Below are 19,495 nucleotides of genomic sequence, written 5' to 3' on the forward strand. Positions count from 1 at the left end.
ATAAGACTAGCCTTTTTCCAAAATAGAAATATTCCGCATGATGAATCTGCTTTTCGGTAAGGTTGGCATGCGCACATGATTTATGGACAGGTCTTGTGTGTTTGGTACGTCATACTTCAATTCATCCACAAGAAATTGAAAACTTGCTTTCATTATTCTTACGGTCGCTTCTTCACCGGGACATCGGTGGCCTGTTTTTGGATCTCCGCCGCCTTGCGGTACAAAGTCGAAGAGATCCTTTTCCCTGTCCTTGAAGCGCTCCGGTTTGAATTCATGTGGGTTATCCCACAGTTTAGGGTCATGATTCACACCGTGTATGTCAATCAAGACCGATGTTCCTTTTTTGAATTGAAACCCTTTCCACTCAAAATCATGACGGACCATTGCGCCAAGAAAAGGAGTAAACGGGTAATAGCGGCGGACTTCTTGAGTAAACAGTTCTAAGAACTCGGGATCTCCTTTTTGAAGCTTCTCTTTGTAAAGGGGGTAATCATGCAGGGCAAGTGCCCCGAACGTTATAAACCTGGCAACTGCGACAATCGGTCGAAGTATACTGATAAGTTCAACTGAAGCTATATGCGTATTGAGTTGCTGACCTGCTTCGTCGCGGTGTGTAGCAATTGTGTGGATTGCAGTATTTTCAGTTTCGGCCATTGCTCCATCACGGTATCTTTCAATCACCGAGCCAATCCAATTTTCAGTGCGTTCTCGTGCCATTTTCCCTTCTTTATAGCGCGGTCCTACTCCTCCGATTGCATCAATCAGTGCGCCCAAATCGTATGCACGGCTTCGCACTTCCGACTCTTTCAATGGAACGCCCGCCCATAAGCATGCTACTCTACATAGAATTTCTTCCGCTTCATCAAAAAGAATGACCTCTTCTTGGTTTGTCCATTTTTTTGCTTTTAATCGCCATTGTTCCGTCGTTATCGCACTGAGCCTTTTCAGCCCCGATTCCGTCATGAGTGAAATGAACATGAGTTTACGTATTTTGTGCTTCTCACCATCAATTGTTTGAATGCCGTTTTCCCCAAATAATGTCTTTTGAATTCTTTTTGGAATTGCGCCTTCACGCTGAAAACGGTCTGTATCATAAAATAAGTGGACCGCATCTTTTCCAGTCATACAGACCATCTTTTTTCCCATCAGCCTTGTTTCAAATACATCCGACTGGAGCGCTTCGCATCTTTCTTGTATGAACGGATATCCTACCGTCATTAGGTTAAGCGTACTATCTATTCCTTTATCGACAGGCATTTTCATATTCGAACCGTCTCCTTTTTAGCTATAAGTCAATCTGTTAAGTCCCTACAATCTTTCCCTCTTTCTTGGATTCTTAACATGATGCATCGAGTGAGTATTATTAAATTCCTGAATAAAGACTAATCAGTGTGAAATATGAATAAGATGAAGATGTTAACTAAAATTGACTGGAACTACCAATCAAATTTAGCTATCCAAGGTTTCATCAATACTTTTACAGGAGGAATTTAGTTGGCGTTAAATTGCACCCAAAAGTTAATAAAGAGTCACCTCGTAACAGGTGACATGATTCCAGGTACAGAAATTTCATTGAAAATTGACCAGACGCTAAGTCAAGATGCTACAGGGACTATGGTTATGCTAGAACTTGAAGCAATGGGTTTGGACATAGCCAAAACGGAAGCATCTGCACAATATGTCGACCATAACTTGATCCAATCGGACAGTAAGAATGCGGACGATCATCTATTTTTGCAAAGTGCTGCCCAACGATTTGGCCTCCATTTCAGTCGGCCCGGCAATGGCGTTAGTCATCCCGTTCATATGCAGCGGTTAGCGAAACCGGGGAAAACACTACTCGGTTCTGACAGTCATACTTGTGCCAATGGATGTATGGGGATGCTTGCGATGGGTGCGGGAGGTCTTGATGTTGCTCTCGCGATTGCCGGTGAACCGTTCTATTTGCGGATGCCTAAAGTTTGGGGAGTCAAGTTGACAGGAGAACTTCAAGAATGGGTAAGTGCGAAAGATGTTATTTTAGAGCTTCTACGTAGACATGACGTAAAAGGTGGAGTGGGAAGAGTAATTGAATATTACGGACCAGGAATTGCTACGCTAAGTGCAATGGACCGGCATGTTATCGCGAACATGGGTGCAGAACTAGGTGCTACAGGGACAGTCTTTCCATCGGATGAAGAAATTAAAAGATTTTTGAAAAGTCAAGATAGGGAAGATGATTGGGTGGAGTTAGTTGCGGATGAAGGGGCTACATATGATCTTTACGAAGAAATCAATTTGTCCGAAGTTGTTCCGCTTGTTGCAAAACCATCCAGCCCGGGGAATGTAGTTCCTGTTACGGAAATTGAGGGTACGCCGATTTATCAATCTTACATTGGGTCTTCAGCGAATCCAGGATATAATGATTTTGCAGTTGCGGCGGAGATTGTGAAAGGTAAAGAGATTGCAGAAGGCGTTTCGTTTGATATTAACCCGACTTCCCGGCAAATGTTAACTGATTTACTACAGGAAGGTCATATCGCAAGCTTTATCCAAGCAGGCGGGCGGTTGCACCAAGCAGGATGTAATGGTTGCATAGGAATGGGGCAAGCACCGGCAACGGATCGCAACAGTTTGCGAACGACGCCAAGAAACTTCCCGGGACGTTCGGGAACAGTCGAAGACCGAGTCTATCTTTGCGGTCCCGAAACAGCAGCAGCTTCCGTGTTAGCGGGAGTAATAACGGACCCGAGAACCTTAGGACCCAAAGCACCGAAAGTGAAGGCCATCAAGAATCCATCTCTCGATTTGAACTTACTGGATATGCCATTGCCAGTAGAAGAAGCAAGAAAAGTGATTATCCACAAAGGTCCCAATATCGCTTCCATTCCAGAAATGGATGAAATGCCGGATAATCTACAAGTACCGATTTTATTGAAAATGGGCGATAATATCTCCACAGATGGGATACTAGCAGGCGGCTCCCGTGTACTACCGTTTCGCAGTAACCTTCCTGAAATAAGTAAATTTGCTTTTGAAATGATAGATAGTACCTATTATGAGCGAGGGAAGAAAAGCGTAAGCCATGGCGGACATGCAATCGTTGCCGGCTTTAACTACGGTCAAGGATCCAGTCGTGAACACGCAGCGCTAGCCCCTAGATATTTGGGGCTTCGTGTTGCGCTTGTGAAGGACTTTGCACGAATCCATTGGCAAAACCTCGTCAACTTCGGAATTCTTCCCATCACTTTTGTGGATGAATCCGATTATAATAAACTGAAACAAGGCGATATATTAGCGTTTTCAAATTTGAGAAGTAAAATTCAAGCAGGCAATGAATTCGACATCAAAATCGAAGGAACGAATGAGACTATTAAAGTGAAGCACACACTTACAAAACGCCAGGTTGATATTATGTTAAAAGGCGGCATGATTAACTGGGTGAAAAGCCAGCAGAAATCCACGTCTTAAAAATGTATAAATCTTCGGCTGCCTCCCATCCTATACAGACCTTATTTTTTAAGGATGAGATGGTAAAGGAGTGGAAGAGAAATGTGTAAAGCATGCGATGGAACAGGACTGCTTTCCGACGATGAGGGTTGGAAATATCATTGTACTTTGTGTGATTCAGTAATGCTATCTTATACTGAACATGATCTCCAAGAAGTAAGAGTGATGGCTGTCGATGAGAACAATCGATTGCTAGATTAAGTTTGAAAAGAGGAAGGCAAACACATTGCGTGTAGCCTTCCTCTTTGTGTTATAAGACCTCGATTATTCTATATACGATGAATCTTTTCAAGGTGCTAAACAGTATATAGTAATATAGCCAGCTTTCAAACGTTTCACCGAACAGAAGAAAAGGGTAAATGAAACACACAATGTTTGAGGAGTGATGAAATGAAAAAAATTCTAGCACCAATTGTAATCATCGTCGTCATACTTGTCGTACTGGGTTTAATGCTTACATCCAACTATAACAAATTCGTGACGCAAGAAGAAAATGTCGACCAAGCATATGCACAAATTGAAAACCAATTGCAAAGAAGGATGGATCTAATTCCTAACTTGGTGAACACGGTAAAAGGATTTGCGGAACATGAGAAAGAAGTAATCAGTAACATTGCGGACGCACGTGCGAAACTAGGTGGCGCAAAAGGACCTGAAGAACAAGCAGCAGCAAACGATGAATTGACAGGAGCACTAGGTAGGCTACTTGTCGTAGTAGAAAATTACCCCGATTTAAAAGCAAATGAAAACTTCACACAGCTGATGGATGAACTATCGGGTACGGAAAATAGGATCGGAGTAGCGCGCAAAGATTACAATGACGAAGTTGCGTCATTCAACCGGCAAGTAAAACGTTTTCCGGGGAAACTCCTTGCATCCATTTTCGGATTCGATGAAAAAGAATACTTTAAAGCTGACCCAGCCGCAAGTAAGGCACCGGATGTCGATTTTGGAGATGACAAGAAATGATCCGTAAAGCTGTCTGCTTCTTGGCGATGGCATTTTTGATCACCTTTTCAATTCCGGGCGCAGTGACGTTCGCAGCTGACGTTCCTCCTTGGAATAGTAGTGATTTTTATATTCAGGATCACGCTAATGTCTTGTCTAAAGAGCAAAAAGATGAACTAAATAATTTTGGGAAACAGTTGAACAACGCTACGACAGCCGAGCTTGCCGTTTTGATACTCCCGTCTATAGGTGATGAGCCTGTAGAAACGTTTGCAGTTGAAGCATTACGGGAGTACGGGCTTGGAAAAGCGGATAAAGATAATGGGGTACTACTGGTCGTCACCACACAGGAAAACTCAGACGGGAATCGGCATTTTGAATTATCTGTCGGTTATGGCCTTGAAGGGGCTCTCCCAGATGGTAAAGTAGGCAGAATTATTGATGACGTGGCAATTCCTTATTTGAAAAATGAACAACCCGATTTAGCCATCATGGAAGCATACAAAGCATTTTACAATGAAATTGCAGCTGAATATGGTTGGGACGGAGCAGTGGCCCCTGTCAATATAAGTGAGAGCCAAAAAGATGACTCGGGCTCTGGTTTTCCTTTTCCAATCATCGCAATTGTCATCGTTTACATCATCATTCGCGTTTTAAGAAGTAAAGGCGGAGGTGGCGGTGGTTCTGGTGGTTCACGACGTGGCGGTCCTCTATTCTTCCCAGGCTCTTTTGGAGGCGGTTCCGGTGGTGGATTCGGCGGGGGCGGCGGTTTTAGTGGAGGTGGTGGTTCCGGCGGCGGAGGCGGTGCAGGCCGAAGCTGGTAACATTCACATTCAAGAGGGTGGTATGCATAAGTGAAATCTTGTGCATACCATCCTTTTTTAATTTAAACTATAGATAGTACGGAATACGTTGGGAGTGGCAAGGCATGCATGTAAACTTTTATACAAGGCCAGGATGTCATCTTTGTGAGGAAGCAAAATTAATGATGAAACTAGTTCAAGAAGATTATCCGCTTACATGGACGGACATCGATATCGAAACGGATGACGACAGCCACGAAAAGTATATGCTGATGATTCCTGTAATAGAAAAAGACGGGATTGTCCTTATGTACGGATCAATCGGCTATGCTGATATTATTCGTTTAGTTGACGATGAAAACAATATTGTTTGAATGATTGCGGAAAAGGGCATATACTAACCATAGAGATATTTTTTTGCACTACGTGGGACATTTTGAAAACAAGCGGGTCAGTAATTGTCCACCTTGTTGGGAGGGGGTCGCCTATGAACGAAATGCTGGATGCACAACGAAAACTTGTGCCGGAAATGATGGAAATTATGCAACGAAGATACCGCATGCTGAAGTACGTGAAGATGGCTGGACCCGTTGGAAGGCGCCCACTTGGCGAAATGGCAAGTTTGACTGAGCGGGAGACGCGAACAATGATGGATAGCTTGAAAATGCAGGGTCTTATCCATGTTGCAAAAGAAGGTGCTTCAATCACAAGTGATGGAATTACGGTTTTACATGCACTCGAACCAATGATGGATGATTGGGCAGGCCGTAAGTCCATCGAGAAGAAACTTACGGAACTGTTGGGGATAAAATCTGTCAAAGTGGTGTCGGGAAATTCGGATACTGATCAGACTACGAAAAATTCATTGGGCATGGAAGCAGCGAACCAATTCGCTTCCGAAATAGGCAATGGGAAAGTAGTAGCGGTCACCGGAGGAAGCACGATTGCTTCAATTCCTCCCTTTATTGAAAAAAGCAACGATACAAAAGACGTGTTGTTTATCGCCGCAAGAGGCGGAGTCGGAAAAGAAATCGGTTCGCAAGCAAATGTCATCGCCGCTTCGTTCGCAGAAAAATGTGAAGGGAAATACAGTACATTTTATTACCCTGATACGTTGAGTGAAGAAGCGCACGAAGCGTTTCGTAAAGAACCGACTGTCTTGGAAATGCTTCAACTATATGAAACGACGGACTGTGTTTTACATGGCATCGGCAACGCACAAAGAATGGCAGCTATGCGAAATGCGTCGGATAACGAACAAAAGGTACTTCAAGGTGAAGGAGCCAAAGGGGAAGCTTTCGGTTACTATTTCAACCGGGCTGGTAAAGTAGTACATCGTTTACGTACAGTCGGGATTAAAATGGAACATTTACAAAGAATCCCACTCATCATTTCAGTGGCTGGTGGACAGAGTAAGGCAGAAGCAATTTTGTCTTATATGGCAAGCGCGCCGAAGCAGACGATGTTAGTAACTGACGAAGGCGCTGCAAATGAAATGCTTAACTTGCAAAAGAAATGAAACGATTGAAAACGGTAGACACCTTTAAATGATAGAGCGGTTAGTATTCCGAAATGAAGAGAAGCGAAAAAACAACATACAACTTGGAGGGATTTTTAATGACTTTAAAAATGGCGATTAACGGATTTGGACGGATTGGACGCGTAGTATTCCGCGAGGCTATGAAGCAACAAGACATCGAAGTCGTAGCGGTAAACGATTTGACGGATGCGGCAATGCTTGCACATCTCTTGAAGTATGATTCGGTACATGGCGTTTTAGATGCAGAAGTCAGTTCAGAAGAAGGATATCTGATTGTTAACGGTAAAAAAGTAAAAGTGTATGCTGAGAAAGATCCTGTTGCATTACCGTGGGGAGAACTTGAAATAGATGTTGTGGTTGAATCCACAGGTATTTTCCGCGACAAGGAGAAGTTAAGCAAGCACCTTGAAGCCGGTGCTAAAAAAGTAATCTTGTCTGCACCTGCAAAGGGCGAGTTAACGACACTTGTTATGGGTGTAAACCATGAGTTATATGACCCTAACAAAGACGATATTGTTTCCAACGCGTCTTGTACGACAAATTGTCTTGCACCAGTCGTAAAAGTTTTGAATGATCAATTTGGCGTTAAACGAGGACTTATGACGACCATCCATTCCTATACAAATGACCAACGTATATTGGATTTACCGCATGAAGATTATAGACGTGCTCGAGCGGCAGCTGAATCCATGATCCCGACAACAACAGGCGCTGCTTCTGCAGTGACGAAAGTAATCCCTGCTTTAAAAGGCAAATTGGATGGTATGGCGGTACGTGTGCCAACACCAAACGTTTCACTTGTCGACTTTGTAGCGGAACTTGACAAAGATGTAACAGTGGAAGAAGTAAACAATGCGTTCAAAGAAGCCTCACAAAATGAATTGGAAGGCGTGCTAGTCTACACAGAACTCCCACTTGTGTCGAAAGACTATAACGGCAACACATCCTCTTCAACTGTAGACGGCCTATCGACAATGGTCCTTGAAAGAAACATGGTGAAAGTAATTTCATGGTATGACAATGAATCCGCATACTCTGCCCGCTGTATCGACCTTGCACTTTATATGTTCAACAAAGGAATGTGATTATAAGGGTTTTGAATCCGGATGCCAGTTTCTGCCACAATTTGAAGATCGCAAATGGTGTCAGAAACCGGCACCGGGTATGTTGTGAGAACTAGTTGATTGTAGTGGAGAGCGGCGACTCCAGCGGGAACAGCGCGAGCTGAAGACCCCGCAGGAACGCAGTGACGAGGAGGCTGAAGCCGTGCCCGCGGAAAGCGTCCGCTCGGAACGGAAATCAACGGTATATGGAAATATTTGGTTGTTTCCAGCGCCCTGGCTTATTGCGGGAGGCATCCCCAATCGCCAAAGCGGTCTTCAATGGAATTCTTCATTACAACACTCATAGTTAAATATAGCCATTCATCATAACACCGCTTATAATGTAGATGGGTAAGAGGAGCGGGGATACCCCGTTCCTCATTTTTAATTTGATTTAGCAGGGGGTCAACCCCCTGCTGAATCAAATTGAAGCCTCCGGCGGATGTCACAGATTTTGAAAGGAATCAATTGAGCAAGCTCAATTCAAAATCTGGACGCAATCACGCCGAGGCGAGATTGATATTAATGTGGAGGTGGCCATTTTTCATGGGGTCGAAAAAAACAATGAAAGATATACAACTTGAAGGGAAACGGGTTTTCTGCCGTGTAGATTTCAATGTACCGATGGAAAACGGGAAAGTCACGGACGATACAAGAATCCGGGCGGCAATCCCAACAATCGACTATTTGACAGAACACGGTGCAAAAGTAATCCTTGCAAGCCATCTTGGACGTCCAAAAGGTGAAGTGAACGAAGACATGGGTCTCACTGCCGCAGGAGAAAAACTTGCAGAACTGATTGGGAAAACAGTAACAAAACTGGATTCTTCTATTGGTCAAGAAGTGGAACAAGCCATTTCCGCGATGGAAGATGGAAGTATCATCTTACTTGAAAACGTTAGGTTCCATCCGGGAGAAGAAAAAAATGATGCAGAACTTGCACAAGCATTTGCAAATCTAGCAGACGTCTTCGTCAATGATGCATTCGGTGCTGCACACCGAGCGCATGCATCCACTGCCGGAATTGCCAATTATATTCCTGCTGTTTCAGGACTCTTGCTTGAAAAAGAATTGGAAGTACTAGGTAAAGCGTTATCGGAACCGGATCGTCCGTTTACTGCCATCATCGGCGGCGCGAAAGTGAAAGATAAAATCGGCGTTATTGATCATTTACTGGATAAAGTGGATAACCTACTCATCGGAGGCGGTTTATCTTACACATTTTCAAAAGCACAAGGCTATTCAATCGGAAATTCACTTGTTGAGGAAGATAAAATTGAGCTAGCAAAATCCTTCATCAAAAAAGCGAAGGAAAAAGGGGTTCATCTCCATTTGCCGATTGATGTGGTCATAGCGGATGAATTCTCAAAAGAAGCCGAAACAAAGGTAGTGAAAATCGATGCCATTCCTGAAGGTTGGATGGGGTTGGATATAGGTCCGGAAACGGCTGAGTTATATGCAGACGTCATTACGAATTCCAAATTAATCATTTGGAACGGACCGATGGGTGTCTTTGAAATGGAACCGTTTGAAAACGGGACAAAGCAAGTAGCAAACGCAATGGCGGAGACGAAAGCATACACCGTTATCGGTGGTGGAGATTCAGCTGCAGCAGTTGAAAAATTCAATGTAGGCGACAAGATGGATCATATTTCAACGGGCGGCGGAGCTTCTCTTGAATTCATGGAAGGGAAGGACCTCCCTGGCGTTACGGCGCTAAATGATAACTGATTGGAGTGAGTTGGAATGCGTAAACGTATTATTGCAGGGAATTGGAAAATGTATAAAAAGGCAGAGGAAGCAAGAAGCTTCATGAAGGAGTTAGTGGACACTGTACCAGCATCTGAAAACGTGGAAACAGTCATTTGTCCACCTTCACTTTACCTTTATGAACTTGCGGAAATGACGAAATCTTCCACTGTAGGTATTGGCGCACAAACGATGCATGAAGCAAAAGAAGGCGCATTCACGGGCGAAATCAGCCCGAAAATGTTAACGGATATAGGTGTAGGGTACGTTATTCTCGGCCACTCCGAACGCCGCCAATATTTTAACGAAACCGATGAAGCTGTCAATCGTAAAGTACACGCCGCTTTCGAATATGGTCTGACGCCGATTGTCTGCGTGGGCGAAACGTTAGAAGAACGTGAAGCTGGAAAAACGGTCGACATCGTTGCGACACAGGTGAAAAAAGCATTTGAAGGAATTGCGGATTCTTTAGCTCCGACTGCTGTTATCGCATATGAACCGATATGGGCGATTGGGACAGGGAAAACGGCTACCGCAGAAAATGCGAATGAAGTGTGTGGTGCAATCCGCAATACAATTAGTGAATTGTACGGTAAAGACGTAGCTGACGCGCTTCGTATCCAATACGGCGGAAGTGTTAAACCTGCTAATATCGATGAGCTTCTATCAATGGAACATATTGATGGCGCACTCGTTGGTGGTGCAAGTCTAGAAGCGGCTTCATTTTTGAAATTGATCGAGGCTGGTTCACATGCCTAAAGGTCCGGTAGCGCTCATTATTCTCGACGGTTTTGGTCTACGGGACGAACAACTAGGAAATGCAGTCGCGCATGCAAACAAACCGAATTTTGATATTTTGTGGAACAACTTTCCGCATTCCACGCTGACGGCATGCGGTGAAGCAGTTGGACTTCCAGAAGGACAGATGGGTAACTCTGAAGTGGGACACTTGAATATTGGGGCTGGCCGCATCGTCTATCAAAGTCTAACGCGCATTAATAAGTCGATTAAAGACGGTGACTTTTTTAACAATGAAGCCCTTCTTCGTGCAGTGGAACATGCAAAGGAAAATAACTCCGCGCTACATGTAATGGGGTTATTATCCGATGGCGGTGTACATAGTCATTACGAGCATCTGTTTGCACTTCTTAGACTTGCCAAATTGAATGGTATCGAGAAAGTATATGTACATGCATTTCTTGACGGACGGGATGTGGGTCCGCAATCTGCCCTTCATTACATTGAAGAGACGGAAGCTGTTATGAAAGAGCTTGGTGTAGGTAAGTTCGCTACAGTGTCAGGACGGTATTATGCAATGGACCGTGACAAGCGCTGGGACCGCGTAGAGAAAGCTTACCGGGCAATCGTGGATGGAACAGCACATACTGCTGCAACACCGACAGCAGGCGTTCTTGCATCATATAAGCGGGGAGAACATGATGAGTTCGTCGTACCGTTTGTTATCGAAGAACTCGGGAAACCGGTTGCGACAATTGAAGATGGAGACGCGGTTGTGTTCTTCAATTTCCGTCCGGATCGGTCCACTCAGCTTTCACGTGCATTCACGGATTATGGATTCGACAGTTTTGAAACGGAAACGTTCAAAGACTTGAAATTTGTAACGTTCACTCATTATAGTGACGAAGTTGTAGCGGATATTGTATACGCCGGTCAGAACCTGGAAAACACACTTGGAGAAGTTCTTTCAAAAAACGGTCTGCGGCAACTTCGAATTGCGGAAACTGAAAAGTATCCTCATGTTACGTTCTTCATGAGTGGAGGAAGGGAAGATAAGTTTCCGGGCGAAGAACGGATTCTAATCGCTTCACCAAAAGTCGCGACTTATGATTTGAAACCGGAGATGAGTGCGTTTGAAGTAACATCCGCACTTGTAGAAGGAATCGAAGCGGACCGTTATGATGCTGTCATCCTCAATTTTGCCAATCCGGATATGGTTGGTCATAGTGGAATGATTGAGCCGACCATCAAAGCGATTGAAACAGTGGATTTCTGCCTTGGGAAAATTATCGATGCACTTCATGCGAAAGGCGGTTCAGCAATTGTGACAGCTGACCACGGAAACGCGGATGAAGTAACCACTTTGGACGGGGCTCCTATGACGGCACATACGACAAATCCAGTGCCAGTTATCGTAACAAGATCAGGAATTGTTCTGCACGAAGGCGGTAAACTCGCAGACTTGGCACCAACAATGTTAAAATTACTTGACATCGAACAACCGGTAGAAATGACCGGCACACCATTATTTTAAAAAAGGGGAGATAAGTATGCCGATCATTACACTAATTCAGGCGAGAGAAGTACTTGATTCACGTGGGAATCCAACAGTTGAGGTGGAAGTATTCACAGAAAGCGGCGCATTCGGTCGCGCTATTGTTCCATCTGGTGCTTCAACAGGTGAGTACGAAGCAGTGGAATTACGTGATGGGGATTCAAGTCGTTATTTAGGTAAAGGCGTTCTAAAAGCAGTCGATCATGTCAATGAAGTCATTTCTGAAGAATTAGAAGAAGCGTATTCAGTTCTCGACCAAGTGACAATCGACAAAGCGTTACTCGAGCTTGACGGAACATCGAACAAAGCGAACCTCGGAGCAAATGCAATCCTTGGCGTGTCGATGGCTGTTGCACATGCTGCAGCAGATTATCTAGATATCCCACTCTATCAATACCTTGGCGGCATAAATGCGAAGCAATTGCCTGTACCGATGATGAATATCCTCAACGGTGGTGAACACGCAGACAATAATGTGGATATCCAAGAATTTATGGTGATGCCGGTCGGTGCGGAATCTTTCCGTCACGGCCTACGTATGGGGGCTGAAATCTTCCATAGCTTAAAAGCAGTCCTTAAAGAGAAAGGCTTGAATACAGCGGTTGGAGACGAAGGCGGATTTGCTCCGAACTTATCTTCAAACGAAGAAGCGTTGTCTACGATTATAGAAGCAATCGAAAAAGCGGGTTACAAGCCAGGTGAAGAAATTCTTCTTGCAATGGACGTTGCCGCTTCTGAAATCTTCAATAAAGAGGATGGCAAGTATCATCTTTCCGGTGAAGGGATTGTCAAAACATCTGAAGAAATGGTTGATTGGTACGAGGAGCTTTGCAACAAATACCCAATCATTTCAATTGAGGATGGCTTGGACGAAAACGATTGGGCAGGTCACAAACTATTGACTGACCGTATAGGTGAAAAAGTTCAACTTGTCGGTGACGATCTATTTGTTACGAATACAGAGAAATTAGCACGCGGAATTAAAGAAGGAGTCGGCAACTCGATTCTTGTAAAAGTTAACCAAATTGGTACATTGACAGAAACATTCGATGCGATTGAAATGGCGAAACGTGCAGGGTATACAGCTGTTATCTCCCATCGTTCCGGTGAAACGGAAGATACGACAATCGCTGATATTGCAGTTGCGACAAATGCCGGTCAAATCAAGACAGGTGCACCTTCACGTACGGACCGTGTGGCGAAATATAACCAGTTACTACGTATTGAAGATCAGCTTGATGAAACAGCTGAATACTATGGCATGGATACGTTTTATAATTTGAAAAAGTAATGAACGAAAACCCGTGTTTACGGGTTTTTGGTTTATTTTCAACAAGGATATAAGGTTGCCATGATAAGTAATTGAAGTGAAATGAAATGGGTGTATTAATTGCCATCCAATCTAAAAATTAGAACAATAGGTTGTCACAACCGCCATCCTTTGGTAAAATAGGACTTGTTGTGAAGTTCGAATCAGGAGGTGGAACAAAATGCACGCTTTGCTGATGACACTGCTCGTAATCGTAGCACTATCATTAATCGTAGTCGTTTTATTGCAATCCGGGAAAAGTGCAGGTCTATCAGGAGCCATCTCCGGTGGAGCAGAACAACTTTTCGGGAAACAAAAAGCGCGTGGACTTGACCTCGTACTTCAACGAGTCACAGTTGTATTAGCAGTTTTGTTTTTCATATTGGCAGTTGCCATCATGAAATTTTAATTTAATAACATAACTATCTAGCGCCTGACCTTCCGTATGGTCGGGCGTTTTTTATAAAAAGGATGAGATATATGAGAATTACTCAACCAAAACCTTTCTTTTTTGAAACGGGAAAGCGAGCAGTATTGCTTTTACATGGCTTTACAGGCAATTCAGCTGATGTTCGTATGCTTGGTCGCTTCCTTGAAAAAAAAGGGTACACAACACTTGCGCCGCATTATAAAGGTCACGGCGTTCCGCCAGAGGAATTAATACATACAGGACCTGATGAATGGTGGGAAGATGTACTTGATGGATACAATCACTTAAAAGAGGCAGGATATGAAGAGATTGCAGTTGCAGGATTGTCACTTGGAGGCGTATTTTCACTTAGATTAGGGTATAACAAGCCTGTGAAGGGTATTGTTTCAATGTGTGCGCCTATGTCGATGAAAACAACGGATATCATGTATGAAGGCGTACTTAAATATGCTAAAGAATATAAGAAGTATGCAGGATTAAGTGCAGCAGAAATCGAAACAGATATGGAAGCACTTCAGAAGCAACAAATGCCTTCCCTAGAAGATCTACGCACATTGGTCTATACGGTCCGTGAAGAAATCGATCAATTATATGCCCCGTTGTTTGTTGTACAAGGATCATTGGATGAAATCATTGATCCCGATTCGGCAAACGTCATTTACAACACGACTGAATCAGTCGTGAAACAAATGGAATGGTACGAGGAATCGGGACATGTGATCACGCTTGGACCTGAAAAACAAAAACTTCATGAAGATATTTATGAATTTCTTGAATCACTCGACTGGAATGTGTGAAAAACAGAATAGATGAACATGCTTTATTAATAAAAGGAGGGATGCAATTGGATAACTTTGAAAAGGACATGCAACAAAAATTGCTGTCTCTAATGAAAGACGAATCATACAAACCGCTTACCGTACAGGAAATCCAAGAACTGATGGGATTTGAACAAGCGGCAGAATTCAAAGAACTGGTGAAAATGCTTGTACATCTAGAACAAAAAGGGCAGATTATCCGGTCAAGAACGAATCGTTACGGTGTACCTGAACGCATGAACCTTGTTCGTGGGAAGTTTATCGGGCATGCCAAAGGATTCGGTTTCGTAGCACCGGAAACGGAAGGAATGGACGATATATTCATTCCGCCACATGAAGTCAATGGTGCGATGAATAAAGATACCGTCCTTGTCCGGGTCACAAACGGTACATCAGGTGATAGACGAGAAGGCGCAATAACAAGAATTGTTGAACGGAATACGACAAAGGTAGTCGGCACGTATCAGGACAACAAAGGATTCGGTTTTGTTATTCCGGACGATAAGAAATTGCCGATGGATGTATTCATCGCAAAAGGCGATTCACTAGACGCAGTGGATGGTCATAAGGTTGTCGTTGAAATAACGAACTGGCCGGATGAATTGAAATCTGCAACGGGTATGGTGTCTCAAATTCTAGGGCACAAAAACGACCCAGGTGTTGATATACTTTCCATTATCAATAAACACGGAATTGAAGTCGACTTTCCTCAAGAAGTATTGGATCAGGCCAATAAAGTGCCAGATGAAGTACAGGAAAAAGAACTATTCAAACGCCGTGATTTAAGGGAAGAAATCACCTTTACGATTGATGGTGCAGATGCAAAAGACTTGGACGATGCTGTATCAGTCGTCAAAAACAACGATGGAACATTCACGCTGTCCGTCCATATATCGGATGTCAGTCACTATGTCCAGGAGAACTCGCCATTGGATGCAGAAGCCTATGAACGTGGCACAAGTGTCTACTTAACGGACCGTGTTATCCCGATGCTTCCGCACAAACTGTCAAATGGAATCTGTTCATTGAACACGGGCGTGGATCGTCTCACTTTGTCTTGTTCGATGAAAATCGATCATAACGGTAAAGTACTTGAACACGAAATCTTCGAAAGTGTTATTCGTACGAAAGAACGTATGACGTATTCGGACGTCTATAAAATCATCGAAGAAAAAGACGAAGAACTTATGACTAGATATGCGGCAATCGTTCCGATGATCAATAACATGGCGGAACTTGCAAGCATTTTAAAACAAAAAAGAATGGACCGCGGCGCGATTGACTTTGATTTTAAAGAGTCCAAAATTCTTGTGGATGAAAAAGGTTGGCCTACAGACGTAGTTATCGTGGAACGTACAGTTGCAGAACGACTAATAGAGGAATTCATGTTAGCTGCCAACGAAACAGTTGCAGAACACTTCCACTGGCTACAAGTACCTTTCCTATATCGAATTCACGAAGATCCGAAAGCGGAAAAGTTACAACGCCTATTCGAGTTTTTAACTAATTTCGGCGTTGTCGTTAAAGGGACGGGAAATAAGATCCATCCGCGTGCATTACAAGAAATCAATGAATCAATCGCTGGATTGCCGGAAGAAACGGTTATTTCGACAATGCTTTTACGTTCCATGCAACAGGCGAAGTATTTCAATGAGAGTCTGGGTCATTTTGGTTTATCGACAGATTTCTATACGCACTTTACATCACCGATTAGACGCTATCCCGATTTAATCGTCCACCGGTTAATCCGGACGTATTTACTTGAAAAGGATGTTTCCGCACCGACACTCGCGCATTGGGATGCAAGAATGTCCGAAATCGCTGAACATACATCGGAACGTGAGCGTCGTTCAGTTGAAGCGGAACGGGATACGGAATCGCTGAAAAAAGCGCAATTCATGCTCGATAAAATCGGAGAAGAATTCGATGGCATCATTTCATCCGTTACAAACTTCGGTTTGTTCATTGAACTGGAAAATACGATTGAAGGACTTGTACATGTCAGTTATATGACAGACGATTATTACCGCTTTGACGACAGGCAGATGATTATGATCGGCGAACATACCGGCAAGCAATTCCGTCTTGGCGATGAAGTGACGGTGAAAGTCGTTGCCGTGAAGCCTGAAGAATCTGCTATCGACTTTGAAATCGTTGGGATGAAGCAGTCCTTCCATCGTCCACGTAAAGAGAACCCGAAAGTTATCCATGCGAAGAAAAAATCGGGGGATACTAAAACTGGCGATAAATCAAAGGATAATAAGAAATCAGGGACATATAATAAAAAGAAAAAGTTTTACGAAGGTGTAGCGAAACAAACGAAAAAAAATAAACCTAAAAAGAAAAAGTAAGCCGGAGCGGCTTCGGCCGCTCCCGTGTTTTCATAAGGGGTGTATGGAATGGCGAAAGGTCAAGGCAAAGTGGTTGCTATGAACAAAAAAGCGAACCATGATTTTGCGATTGAAGAGACGATTGAAGCAGGTATTGTGCTACAAGGAACAGAAATCAAATCCATCCGAAATAGCAAAGTACAGCTGAAAGACGCGTTTGTACGGATTCGGAATAACGAAGCCTGGATTTCCAATATGCATATTAGTGCGTATGACCATGGCAATCAATTCAATCACGATCCGTTACGTGCTAGAAAGCTGCTGCTTCATAAAAAACAAATCAGTACATTGATCGGTCGAACGAAGGAACAAGGCTATGCGATCGTCCCACTTAAAATGTACGTGAAAGACGGATTTGCAAAAGTACTCATCGGTGTCGGTAAAGGGAAGAAGAACTACGACAAACGTGAAGACTTGAAGAAAAAAGATGCCAAACGGGAAATGGCCCGTGTACTCAAATCAAAACAACAGTATTGATAAGTACGCTGAAATATGGTATGATAAGTGAAGTACAGCAGTTCAGAAGTCTTTAACTAGGCTATCCTGACATTCCCATTCCGGGGACGTTACGGATTCGACAGGGGTCGTCTGAGCTTGAGTTGCGCGTCGGAGGGTTCGGCTCCGTCAGAAACGACACCTTATAATAACAGGCAAAACAAACAACAACCTAGCATTCGCAGCGTAAGCTGACGGATCTGCCTTGCAGCTTCATCGCCCATGTGGCGTTGTAAGGCTCAACCTTTAGTGGGATACGACGGCTGTTGCCTCCTGAGGCAGACGGAAGAGATTCACAGGATAGCGTACAAGAAGCCCTGATTGATGGCAGAATGCCACGCGAAATTAAGTAGTCAATCTACACGCGTAGACGCTTAAGTGTTAGAGCCTCTGGACGCGGGTTCGACTCCCGCCGTCTCCATAGTTAGAAATCAACAGATTTCATATGGTATCAAAACCCTTGTATATCAAGGGTTTTTTATTTTGCCTTATATCATCTAGTTTCAATGAATATCAATCGAACGTAGTCAAAAACGTAGTCAAAGCGTAGTCATCCATCTACATCTCAATATAGTTGGCAAACTTCAGGATTGCTTCTTCTTTCGCCTTCTTCGTAACGTGTGCATAGATGTTCATCGTCGTTTGTACATCACTATGTCCCAAACGATCTTGCACTTCCTTCAAACTGGCTCCCGCCTCAAATAACAATGAACAATGCGTATGACGTAAACCATGTGTGGTAATTGTGCTTAGCTTGTATTTATCCTGTACATGCAAAATCCACTTACGGGTTTTTGTAGGCTGCATATATTCGTTGTGCTCATTGCTAAATACAAGTTGCTTTGGTTGCAACGTATTAAAGCCCAATACTAAGTAATCTTGCTTCTGCTTTTTCTTCCACTCTTTTAACACAGCCATTGTTTTGTCGTCCATTTTGATTGTACGAGCAACACCTGTTTTCGTAGATTTCACATATAGCTGATTATCCTTACCTCGTGAAAGGGCCTTATTAATGCGTAGCTCGTTTGTTGTGAAGTTCAAGTCATTCCACGTAAGAGCTAACGCTTCACCTTTACGCATACCACTGAACGCTAGTAATCGAAAGAGAGCATATGCTTTGTAGTTACTTTCTTGTTCTAAACATGATAGGAACTTGATAAGCTGCTCACGAGTGTAGAAATTCTCCGCCTCATCGTCATCGTTTACAAGGGCCTTCTTAGAGGCGGTGGCGGGCAAATCTACGTGTGCAAAGGGATTGGTTTGTATATATCCACGTTTAATCGCAAAGTCTAACACCTTTGCAGCATACGCTTTTACCATGCGGAACTTCTTTAACTTCGCCGCCCACTCATCCACATGCTTCTGACATACATCCACATGTATCTTTTCAATTTTATAAGCACCCATTGCAGGAAGTATATGATTTTTAAAAAGGCCTGTTGTTTTTACAAATGTACTTTCCTCAACAGTCTTTTCATATTGCTTTACCCATAAGTCGTAAATTTCTTGATACGTTTCAGCACGTTCTTGTTGGTACGTACCATTTGCAACATCCAGCTTAATACGAGCTAAGGCTAGCTCCGCCTCCTTACGTGTTTTAAAGCCACGCTTCAATGTGCGCTTCTGTTTACCAGTAAGCGGATCAACACCTAAATAAGCCGGGAACTCGTATCGTAAATCACCGTTTTTAAGCTTGTAGCTTTTGATGGGTGATACTTTTTTCTTTACCATGATAATTCCTCCTGAATCAGTTGCGGGGGCAAATGATTAAAGAGAGGATTTACCTCTAGGGATATTATAACCGAATCCCATGGTAAATCCTCATACATAATGATTAAAAACTATGATCTTGTAAAAAACGATCAATCTCTTTACACGATACACGCTTGATCCCTTCTATTTCACATACCTGTAAGCCCATCTCACGGAACTTAATAAACGTGTTGTAAGAGACCCCTGCGTACTTGGCACCGTCCTTTAGGGAAAGCCACCCGCTATCCATAAAATGATGCTGTGCGGCTTGTAATGCCTTCTGTACGGCCTTTATTACAATGTCTTCTATGTCTGTGTTCGTTAGCGTTTCATTCATTTGTAATCGCTCCTCCTCGTTTGCTCCCCGCAATGTTTT

At 43.4% G+C, this 19,495-nt stretch carries 18 protein-coding genes and 1 other RNA gene; 16 read left to right on the forward strand and 3 right to left on the reverse strand.

The features are described 5' to 3' along the window. Positions 1-6 precede the first annotated feature (6 nt). Complete coding sequence (gene cypC / locus FILTAD_RS07040) at positions 7-1,263, reverse strand: CYP152 family fatty-acid peroxygenase CypC (protein WP_124069768.1); 1,257 nt, start codon at positions 1,261-1,263, stop codon at positions 7-9. Between the two features lie 231 nt (positions 1,264-1,494). Here cypC and FILTAD_RS07045 point away from each other — a divergent pair, with 231 nt between their 5' ends. The 16 genes from FILTAD_RS07045 to ssrA all read left to right on the forward strand — a co-directional run bounded on the left by FILTAD_RS07045 (position 1,495) and on the right by ssrA (position 17,791). Further along, positions 1,495-3,450: an aconitate hydratase gene (locus FILTAD_RS07045; protein WP_124069769.1), complete on the forward strand. Its 1,956-nt coding sequence runs from the start codon at positions 1,495-1,497 to the stop codon at positions 3,448-3,450. Positions 3,451-3,531: 81 nt separating this feature from the next. Further along, positions 3,532-3,690 (forward strand): hypothetical protein, encoded by a 159-nt coding sequence (locus tag FILTAD_RS15960; RefSeq protein ID WP_203229671.1) that lies wholly within the window; start codon positions 3,532-3,534, stop codon positions 3,688-3,690. Between the two features lie 189 nt (positions 3,691-3,879). Then, positions 3,880-4,458, forward strand: a complete 579-nt coding sequence (locus FILTAD_RS07050) for a LemA family protein (RefSeq protein WP_124069770.1) — start codon at positions 3,880-3,882, stop codon at positions 4,456-4,458. Then, positions 4,455-5,261: a TPM domain-containing protein gene (locus tag FILTAD_RS07055; RefSeq protein ID WP_124069771.1), complete on the forward strand. Its 807-nt coding sequence runs from the start codon at positions 4,455-4,457 to the stop codon at positions 5,259-5,261. The genes FILTAD_RS07050 and FILTAD_RS07055 overlap by 4 nt, the downstream gene beginning before the upstream one ends. Before the next feature lie 104 nt (positions 5,262-5,365). Continuing rightward, on the forward strand, positions 5,366-5,614 hold the full coding sequence (locus FILTAD_RS07060) for a glutaredoxin family protein (RefSeq protein WP_124069772.1): 249 nt from the start codon (positions 5,366-5,368) through the stop codon (positions 5,612-5,614). 113 nt (positions 5,615-5,727) lie between these two features. Further along, complete coding sequence (locus FILTAD_RS07065; RefSeq protein WP_124069773.1) at positions 5,728-6,759, forward strand: sugar-binding transcriptional regulator; 1,032 nt, start codon at positions 5,728-5,730, stop codon at positions 6,757-6,759. Between the two features lie 98 nt (positions 6,760-6,857). Continuing rightward, positions 6,858-7,865, forward strand: a complete 1,008-nt coding sequence (gene gap / locus FILTAD_RS07070) for a type I glyceraldehyde-3-phosphate dehydrogenase (protein WP_124069774.1) — start codon at positions 6,858-6,860, stop codon at positions 7,863-7,865. A 564-nt stretch (positions 7,866-8,429) separates the two neighbouring features. Further along, positions 8,430-9,614: a phosphoglycerate kinase gene (locus FILTAD_RS07075; RefSeq protein WP_124069775.1), complete on the forward strand. Its 1,185-nt coding sequence runs from the start codon at positions 8,430-8,432 to the stop codon at positions 9,612-9,614. 15 nt (positions 9,615-9,629) lie between these two features. Beyond that, entirely contained in the window at positions 9,630-10,391 is a 762-nt protein-coding gene (gene tpiA, locus FILTAD_RS07080; protein ID WP_124069776.1) for a triose-phosphate isomerase, read from the forward strand. Beyond that, complete coding sequence (gene gpmI / locus FILTAD_RS07085) at positions 10,384-11,904, forward strand: 2,3-bisphosphoglycerate-independent phosphoglycerate mutase (RefSeq protein WP_124069777.1); 1,521 nt, start codon at positions 10,384-10,386, stop codon at positions 11,902-11,904. Before tpiA ends, gpmI begins: the two co-directional genes overlap by 8 nt. Positions 11,905-11,920: 16 nt before the next feature. Further along, entirely contained in the window at positions 11,921-13,216 is a 1,296-nt protein-coding gene (gene eno / locus FILTAD_RS07090; RefSeq protein ID WP_124069778.1) for a phosphopyruvate hydratase, read from the forward strand. A 199-nt stretch (positions 13,217-13,415) separates the two neighbouring features. After that, positions 13,416-13,643 carry a preprotein translocase subunit SecG gene (secG, locus tag FILTAD_RS07095; protein WP_124069779.1) on the forward strand — a complete coding sequence of 76 codons (228 nt, stop codon included), beginning with the start codon at positions 13,416-13,418 and terminating at the stop codon, positions 13,641-13,643. Between the two features lie 71 nt (positions 13,644-13,714). Beyond that, the gene (locus FILTAD_RS07100) at positions 13,715-14,461 is read left to right on the forward strand and encodes an alpha/beta hydrolase (RefSeq protein WP_124069780.1); all 747 of its coding nucleotides are present in this window, start codon (positions 13,715-13,717) and stop codon (positions 14,459-14,461) included. Positions 14,462-14,502: 41 nt separating this feature from the next. Continuing rightward, entirely contained in the window at positions 14,503-16,833 is a 2,331-nt protein-coding gene (rnr, locus tag FILTAD_RS07105) for a ribonuclease R (RefSeq protein ID WP_124069781.1), read from the forward strand. 48 nt (positions 16,834-16,881) lie between these two features. After that, on the forward strand, positions 16,882-17,349 hold the full coding sequence (gene smpB, locus FILTAD_RS07110; protein WP_124069782.1) for an SsrA-binding protein SmpB: 468 nt from the start codon (positions 16,882-16,884) through the stop codon (positions 17,347-17,349). An 82-nt stretch (positions 17,350-17,431) separates the two neighbouring features. Continuing rightward, positions 17,432-17,791, forward strand: a transfer-messenger RNA (tmRNA) gene (gene ssrA, locus FILTAD_RS07115). Positions 17,792-17,925: 134 nt separating this feature from the next. Here the strand turns inward: ssrA and FILTAD_RS07120 are convergent. Beyond that, positions 17,926-19,098 (reverse strand): site-specific integrase, encoded by a 1,173-nt coding sequence (locus FILTAD_RS07120; protein WP_124069783.1) that lies wholly within the window; start codon positions 19,096-19,098, stop codon positions 17,926-17,928. Positions 19,099-19,201: 103 nt separating this feature from the next. Beyond that, a complete protein-coding gene (locus FILTAD_RS07125; protein ID WP_124069784.1) occupies positions 19,202-19,456 on the reverse strand; it encodes a MerR family transcriptional regulator in 255 nt (84 codons plus the stop codon). Positions 19,457-19,495: the final 39 nt, after the last annotated feature.

The organism is Filibacter tadaridae (assembly GCF_900609045.1).
In the GTDB taxonomy this organism is placed as follows: Bacteria; Bacillota; Bacilli; order Bacillales_A; family Planococcaceae; genus Sporosarcina; species Sporosarcina tadaridae.

What these genes read in the sequence shown, in the direction of transcription:
- FILTAD_RS07120 (WP_124069783.1), bottom strand. Translation starts at nt 19,098, where the DNA reads ATGGTAAAGAAAAAAGTATCACCCATCAAAAGCTACAAGCTTAAAAAC.
- FILTAD_RS07055 (WP_124069771.1), top strand. Translation starts at nt 4,455, where the DNA reads ATGATCCGTAAAGCTGTCTGCTTCTTGGCGATGGCATTTTTGATCACC.
- cypC (WP_124069768.1), bottom strand. Translation starts at nt 1,263, where the DNA reads ATGAAAATGCCTGTCGATAAAGGAATAGATAGTACGCTTAACCTAATG.
- secG (WP_124069779.1), top strand. Translation starts at nt 13,416, where the DNA reads ATGCACGCTTTGCTGATGACACTGCTCGTAATCGTAGCACTATCATTA.
- FILTAD_RS07075 (WP_124069775.1), top strand. Translation starts at nt 8,430, where the DNA reads ATGGGGTCGAAAAAAACAATGAAAGATATACAACTTGAAGGGAAACGG.
- rnr (WP_124069781.1), top strand. Translation starts at nt 14,503, where the DNA reads ATGCAATTGGATAACTTTGAAAAGGACATGCAACAAAAATTGCTGTCT.
- FILTAD_RS07060 (WP_124069772.1), top strand. Translation starts at nt 5,366, where the DNA reads ATGCATGTAAACTTTTATACAAGGCCAGGATGTCATCTTTGTGAGGAA.
- FILTAD_RS07065 (WP_124069773.1), top strand. Translation starts at nt 5,728, where the DNA reads ATGAACGAAATGCTGGATGCACAACGAAAACTTGTGCCGGAAATGATG.
- FILTAD_RS15960 (WP_203229671.1), top strand. Translation starts at nt 3,532, where the DNA reads ATGTGTAAAGCATGCGATGGAACAGGACTGCTTTCCGACGATGAGGGT.
- FILTAD_RS07125 (WP_124069784.1), bottom strand. Translation starts at nt 19,456, where the DNA reads ATGAATGAAACGCTAACGAACACAGACATAGAAGACATTGTAATAAAG.
- eno (WP_124069778.1), top strand. Translation starts at nt 11,921, where the DNA reads ATGCCGATCATTACACTAATTCAGGCGAGAGAAGTACTTGATTCACGT.
- FILTAD_RS07050 (WP_124069770.1), top strand. Translation starts at nt 3,880, where the DNA reads ATGAAAAAAATTCTAGCACCAATTGTAATCATCGTCGTCATACTTGTC.
- gpmI (WP_124069777.1), top strand. Translation starts at nt 10,384, where the DNA reads ATGCCTAAAGGTCCGGTAGCGCTCATTATTCTCGACGGTTTTGGTCTA.
- tpiA (WP_124069776.1), top strand. Translation starts at nt 9,630, where the DNA reads ATGCGTAAACGTATTATTGCAGGGAATTGGAAAATGTATAAAAAGGCA.
- gap (WP_124069774.1), top strand. Translation starts at nt 6,858, where the DNA reads ATGACTTTAAAAATGGCGATTAACGGATTTGGACGGATTGGACGCGTA.
- smpB (WP_124069782.1), top strand. Translation starts at nt 16,882, where the DNA reads ATGGCGAAAGGTCAAGGCAAAGTGGTTGCTATGAACAAAAAAGCGAAC.
- FILTAD_RS07100 (WP_124069780.1), top strand. Translation starts at nt 13,715, where the DNA reads ATGAGAATTACTCAACCAAAACCTTTCTTTTTTGAAACGGGAAAGCGA.